This window comes from Isoptericola sp. NPDC057391, assembly GCF_042668085.1.
In the GTDB taxonomy this organism is placed as follows: domain Bacteria; phylum Actinomycetota; class Actinomycetes; order Actinomycetales; family Cellulomonadaceae; genus Isoptericola.
Genome location: NZ_JBHVBO010000222.1, coordinates 1 through 6,068, shown reverse-complemented (window position 1 = coordinate 6,068; position 6,068 = coordinate 1). Strand labels below are relative to the sequence as shown.

Below are 6,068 nucleotides of genomic sequence, written 5' to 3'. Positions count from 1 at the left end.
GCCTCGTGCCCGTGCGAGCTCGGCGAGCTCGTCCTCCCAGCGACTCATCGTCGACCCACCAGTCCCTCCCGTGCCGTCCTCACCCGCTGGGACGGTCGGCGGACGGGAAACGTTGGGGCCAGGATCCCACGGTGGTTCGTGACGGCCGTCACATGTGGGTAGACTCCCCGGCATCCCGCCGTCAACGGCGACGGCGGGACCTTACCGACGGACGGTCACCGCCGTCCCCGCCGGGTCGAGGAAGCACGTCAAGGAGGACGGATGCTCACGTTCGGTTCCAGCAGCATCACGATCGTCGCGGTCATCGCCGTCATCGCGCTGGCCGCGCTCGTGTGCGCGGCCACCCTGCGGCGGCAGGTGCTCGCCGCCCCCGAGGGCACGCCCGGCATGCAGGAGATCGGGCGGGGCGTCCAGGAGGGGGCGTCGGCCTACCTCAACCGCCAGTTCCGCACCCTCGCGCTCTTCGCCGTCGTGGTGTTCGCGCTGCTGTTCCTGCTGCCGGGGGACGGCGGGGTCCGGGTGGGGCGGTCCATCGCGTTCCTCGTGGGCGCGGCGTTCTCCGCCGCCATCGGCTACCTGGGCATGTGGCTCGCCGTGCGTGCGAACGTGCGCGTGGCGGCCGCCGCGACCCGGGCCGGCGGGCGCGCCGACGGGGCGCGGATCGCGTTCCGCACGGGCGGCGTCGTGGGCATGTCCGTGGTGGGTCTGGGTCTGCTGGGCGCGGCGCTCGTGGTACTGGTCTACCGGTCGGACGCGCCGGCGGTGCTCGAGGGCTTCGGCTTCGGCGCCGCGCTGCTCGCCATGTTCATGCGCGTCGGCGGCGGCATCTTCACCAAGGCGGCGGACGTCGGCGCCGACCTGGTCGGCAAGGTCGAGCAGGGCATCCCCGAGGACGACCCGCGCAACGCCGCCACCATCGCCGACAACGTGGGCGACAACGTCGGCGACTGCGCCGGCATGGCCGCCGACCTCTTCGAGTCGTACGCCGTGACGCTCGTCGCCGCCCTCATCCTCGGCAAGGCCGTCATGGGGGAGCAGGGCCTCGTCTTCCCGCTGATCGTCACCGCCGTCGGCGCGTTCGTCGCGCTGCTGGGCGTGCTCGTCACCCGCGTGCGGGGCAGCGAGAACGGGCTCAAGGCCATCAACCGCGGCTTCTACCTGTCCGCCGTCGTCGGGGCGCTGCTGGCCGCCGTCGCCGCGTTCGTCTACCTGCCGTCGTCGTTCGCGGAGCTGTCCGGCACGGCCGAGCTCGGGGAGGTCACCGCCGACCCGCGCGTCGTCGCCTCGCTCGCCGTCGTCATCGGCGTCGTCCTCGCGGGCGTCATCCTGTGGATCACCGGCTACTTCACGGGCACGACGTCGAAGCCCACGCTGCACGTCGCCGCGACGTCGCGCACCGGTGCGGCCACCGTGGTGCTGTCGGGCATCGGGGTGGGCTTCGAGTCCGCGGTCTACACCGCGGGCGTCATCGCGGCCGCGATCTGCGGCGTCTTCCTGCTCGCGGGCGGCTCGCTCTGGCTGTCGCTCTTCCTCGTGGCGCTCGCCGGCTGCGGCCTGCTCACGACGGTCGGCGTCATCGTCGCGATGGACACCTTCGGGCCGGTGAGCGACAACGCGCAGGGCATCGCCGAGATGTCCGGCGACGTCGACGACGAGGCCGCGCAGATCCTCACGGACCTCGACGCGGTGGGCAACACCACCAAGGCCATCACCAAGGGCATCGCGATCGCGACGGCGGTGCTCGCCGCGACGGCCCTGTTCGGGTCCTACGCCGACGCCGTGTCGACGGCGCTGGCCGACGTCGCCGAGCGGGGCGCCGGGCTGGTCCCGGCCATGCTGAGCTTCGAGATCGTGTCGCCCGTGACCCTCGTGGGCGTGATCCTCGGTGCCGCCACCGTGTTCCTCTTCTCCGGCCTCGCCATCGACGCCGTGACCCGCGCGGCCGGCGCGATCGTCTTCGAGGTGCGCCGCCAGTTCCGCGAGCACCCCGGGATCATGACCTACGAGGAGCGCCCCGAGTACGGCCGCGTCGTGGACATCTGCACCCGCGACTCGCTGCGTGAGCTCGCCACCCCTGGCCTGCTGGCGGCGTTCGCGCCCATCGCGGTCGGGTTCGGGCTCGGGGTCGGGCCGCTCGCCGGGTTCCTCGGCGGCGCGATCGGCGCCGGAGTGCTGATGGCCGTCTTCCTCGCCAACTCCGGCGGCGCGTGGGACAACGCGAAGAAGATCGTCGAGGACGGCGCGTTCGGCGGCAAGGGCTCCGAGGCGCACGCCGCGACCGTCATCGGCGACACCGTCGGCGACCCGTTCAAGGACACCGCCGGCCCGGCGATCAACCCGCTCATCAAGGTGATGAACCTCGTGTCGGTGCTCATCGCCCCGGCCGTGGTGATGCTCAGCGTGCCGGCCGACGCGAACCAGGCGGTGCGCATCGTCATCGCGCTCGTCGCGGCGGGGATCGCCTTCGGCGCGGTCGTCATGTCCCGCCTCCGCGCGGCCCGTGTGGACCGCGAGCAGGCGGACGAGACGGCGAGCGTCCCCGCCTGACGGGGCACCTCGCACCTCGGGAGGAGCTCGGGCCGGGCCGCGCACGGTGCGGCCCGGCCCGGGCTTCGCCGTCCTGCGGGTGGCTACTGGCCGGTCCGCCCGTCGATGCACTCGCGCAGCAGGTCGGCGTGACCGGCGTGGCGGGCGTACTCCTCGACCAGGTGCTCGAGGATGTCGCGCACGGTCGAGGTGGTGCCGTCGAACGGGACGACCCGCGCCATGTCCGCGTCGGTCTGCGTGGCGAGCCAGGCGTCGGCGGCGGCGGTCTCGCGCCGCCAGGTGGCCCACGCCTCGTCGACGACGTCCGGGTCCGCGACGGCGCCGTCGAAGTCCCAGTCGGGGCCGCCGTCGGCGACGTAGAGCTTGGGCAGGTCCATCGCGCCCTGGAGCACGCGCCGGGACCAGGAGTGTTCCACCTTCGCCAGGTGCCGCACCAGCCCCAGCAGCGACAGGGTGGACGGTGGCACGGAACGGCGCGCGAGCTGCTCGGCGTCGAGCCCCTCGCACTTCATCTCGATCGTGGCGCGGTAGGACCGCAGGTAGGACCAGTGGGTCTCCAGCTCGCCGACCGGGTCGGCCCACTGCTGGCGGGGGTCGTCCTCGGGGTCCACCCACAGGTCGGGGAACCGGCGTGCCTCGGGCGTGGTGGCGGGATCCGTCATGGCGCCATCCGACTCCCTCGGGGCAGACGCACGCAAGGGGATAGTGCCGCCGGTCGTCCCCGGTGAACGTCGTGTTTCCGGCCGTGCCGATGCTCCCGGGTCAGGACATGCTGGGCCGGGGACGGCGCTCGGCGCCGGCCCCGGGCGGGACGACGGAGTCCACGCCGACGACGAGAAGAAGGAGACCCATGAAGCTCCCACGCACCGTCGCAGTGCTCGGCACCCTCACCCTGCTGGCGACGACGATCGTCGGCACCGCGGCCGCCGACGACCGACCCGACCGTCCGGGCCGCGGGCCCGAGCGAGACACCCCGGCAGCCGGCACGGCGTCGTTCGCCGAGCTGGCTCGCACGGCTCAGCGCTCCGGGCCCGGCCACGGCCACGGCGACGGGACGAGCGGCGCGATCGACATGCTCCGCGCCTACCCGTCCCAGCCCACCCTGACCGTGCACCCGCCGGCGGAGGACGACGCGACCGACCTCAACGGCACGATCAGCTACGCCGAGATCGCCCCGCGGCTGACGGCCCTCATGGCCGCGAGCGACCGGGTGTCGACGCAGGTGGTCGGGCAGTCCACCGCCGGGCGCGACCTGTACCTGGTCACCGTGACGGCGCCGGAGTCCCGCCAGGAGACGGCGCAGCAGACCCGTTGGCGCGAGGAGATCCGCACCGCCCCGGAGCGGGCGGCGTCCGACCGGCGCCTCGCCGTGGGCTACAAGACCCCGCTGTGGATCACCGCCAACATCCACGGCAACGAGTGGGAGGGCACGGACGCCGCGATGCAGGTCATCGACGACCTGGCGACGTCCGACGACCCGGCCACCACGGCTCTGCTCGAGGAGCACCGGCTGTACTTCTCGCTGACGCTCAACCCCGACGGGCGCACCGTCGGCACCCGGGCGACGAGCCTGGGCCTCGACGCCAACCGCGACATGATCACCGGGACGACGCCGGAGTCGCGGTCCTTCGTCGCGACCGCGCAGGCGCTCCAGCCGCTCTACGCTGCCGACTTCCACGGGTACACGGACGTGCTGCAGGTGGAGCCGTGCGGGCCGCCGCACGGCGAGAACTACGAGTACGACCTGTTCATCCCGCACGGGTACGCGATCGCGCGGCAGGTGGAGGACGACGTGGTCGCGGCCGAGATCCCCGGGAACACCTACTACGACCCGGGCTCGGGCGAGGCGGTGGACGAGAACACCGGCTACATCAAGATCCCGTACCGCGACACGCCGTCCGGGTGGGACGACTACCCGCCGATCTTCACCGCGCAGTACGCGGCGTTCCACGGCGCCACGACCAGCACCGTCGAGCTGCCGAAGAGGCGCACCGGCCCGGCCACCACGCCCGAGGACGCCGTGATCAACACGGCGGTGGCGAAGCAGACGATGACCTCGATGATCGACTACGTGGCCGGCCACCACGACGCCATGCTGGCCGACCAGATCGAGGCGTTCCGCCGGGGCGTGGCGGGGGAGCCGAAGGACGCGCTGACGGTCGACGACGTGGCGGCCGTGCCCGGGCCGGACGAGTGGAAGCAGCACTGGGACGTGGTCGACGACCAGGACCCGGTCGACCTGCCGCGCGCCTACGTGATCCCCGTCGGCGACGGGCAGCGCTCGGCCGCCGACGCCGAGGCGCTGGTGGACCAGCTCCTGTTCCACGGCATCGAGGTCGGCACGCTGACGCGGACGACCCGCCTCGACGGCACCATCTACCCGAAGGGCTCGTTCGTCGTCGACCTGCACCAGCCGCTGCGCGGCCTGGCGAACGCCCTGCTCGACCTCGGCACCGACATCTCGGCGAAGGTGCCGTCCATGTACGACATCTCGGCGTGGAGCCTGTCGTCCCTGTGGGGCGCGACGGTCGACAGCGTCGGGTCGACCACCGACCGGCCGGTCGGGAAGGTCGTTCCGCTGCGCCGTGAGCCGTCGGACGCACAGGTGCCGCACGGCGCGCGTCACCTCGCCTTCGACGTCGCGGGGGTCGAGGACTACCGCGCCCTCAACGCGCTGCTCGAGAACGACGTCCCGGTCTGGCTCTTGGACGACGGGCGTGCCGTCGTCGGGCGCGCCGACGGCCGGACGATCCGCGAGGTCGCGCGCGAGCACGACGTCCCCTTCGAGGCCGCGACACGGCAGGAGCTGCGCCGGCTGGACGAGGCGGCCGAGCTCGACGACCTCACGGTCGCGTACGCCGGCACCCCGGACGATCTGCTGTCCCTGACCGAGCTCGGGTTCGACGACCTGGTCCGGGTGACGGCGGCCGGCATCGAGGCCGGCGCGGCGACGGGCACGACGGGGCTCGAGGACGCCGACGTGCTCTGGGTGGGGTCGTCGCTGACGCTGCCCGCCGGCAGCGCGGGGCGGGAGGCGGTGCAGGGCTGGGTGGACGACGGTGGCTCGGTCGTGGGTCGCACGGCGGCCGCGTTCGCCGTGGCCGAGACGTACGGGCTCGTCGAGGGCTCGGCCGTCACGGGCAACCGGTCGGGCAACGGGATCGTCGACGTCGACACCGCGCGCTCGTCGGTCCTGTCCGCGCACCCGCAGGACCAGGCGTTCGTCTACCCGGCGACCTGGTTCACGGACCTCGGCGAGGGCACCACGGCCGAGCAGTCCTACGACGCGGACCGGCCGTTCCTCGCCGGGCACTGGGCGCCGTCGGACGCGGGATCCGACGGCCCCGGCGCGGCGGCGGGCCAGGCGGCCGTGGTCTCGGGCGAGGCGGAGTCCGGAGCGCGGGCCGTCGTCTTCGGCACGTCGGTGTTCTTCCGCACCCACCCGAAGGGCGGCCTGGGCCAGGCGGCGCAGGCGCTCTTCTGGGCGACCTCGGACGCCTGACCCGGCGTCCGACCGTCCC

The 6,068-nt window shown here is 73.5% G+C and carries 3 protein-coding genes; 2 read left to right on the top strand and 1 reads right to left on the bottom strand.

Going from position 1 to position 6,068, the window contains the following annotated elements; genetic code table 11:
- The first annotated feature begins 261 nt into the window (after window positions 1-261).
- Window positions 262-2,547 (top strand): sodium-translocating pyrophosphatase, encoded by a 2,286-nt coding sequence (locus ACFUVW_RS18895; protein ID WP_430572847.1) that lies wholly within the window; start codon window positions 262-264, stop codon window positions 2,545-2,547.
- 83 nt (window positions 2,548-2,630) lie between these two features.
- On the opposite strand, the gene ACFUVW_RS18890 is transcribed toward ACFUVW_RS18895, so the two are convergent.
- The gene (locus ACFUVW_RS18890; protein WP_430572846.1) at window positions 2,631-3,209 is read right to left on the bottom strand and encodes a DinB family protein; all 579 of its coding nucleotides are present in this window, start codon (window positions 3,207-3,209) and stop codon (window positions 2,631-2,633) included.
- A gap of 188 nt (window positions 3,210-3,397) precedes the next feature.
- On the opposite strand from ACFUVW_RS18890, the gene ACFUVW_RS18885 reads away from it, so the two are divergent.
- A complete protein-coding gene (locus ACFUVW_RS18885; protein WP_430572845.1) occupies window positions 3,398-6,049 on the top strand; it encodes a M14 family zinc carboxypeptidase in 2,652 nt (883 codons plus the stop codon).
- The last annotated feature ends 19 nt before the right edge of the window (window positions 6,050-6,068 follow it).

Excerpts from the sequence above, each read along its gene's own strand:
- ACFUVW_RS18895 (WP_430572847.1), top strand. The coding sequence starts at position 262 with ATGCTCACGTTCGGTTCCAGCAGCATCACGATCGTCGCGGTCATCGCC.
- ACFUVW_RS18890 (WP_430572846.1), bottom strand. The coding sequence starts at position 3,209 with ATGACGGATCCCGCCACCACGCCCGAGGCACGCCGGTTCCCCGACCTG.
- ACFUVW_RS18885 (WP_430572845.1), top strand. The coding sequence starts at position 3,398 with ATGAAGCTCCCACGCACCGTCGCAGTGCTCGGCACCCTCACCCTGCTG.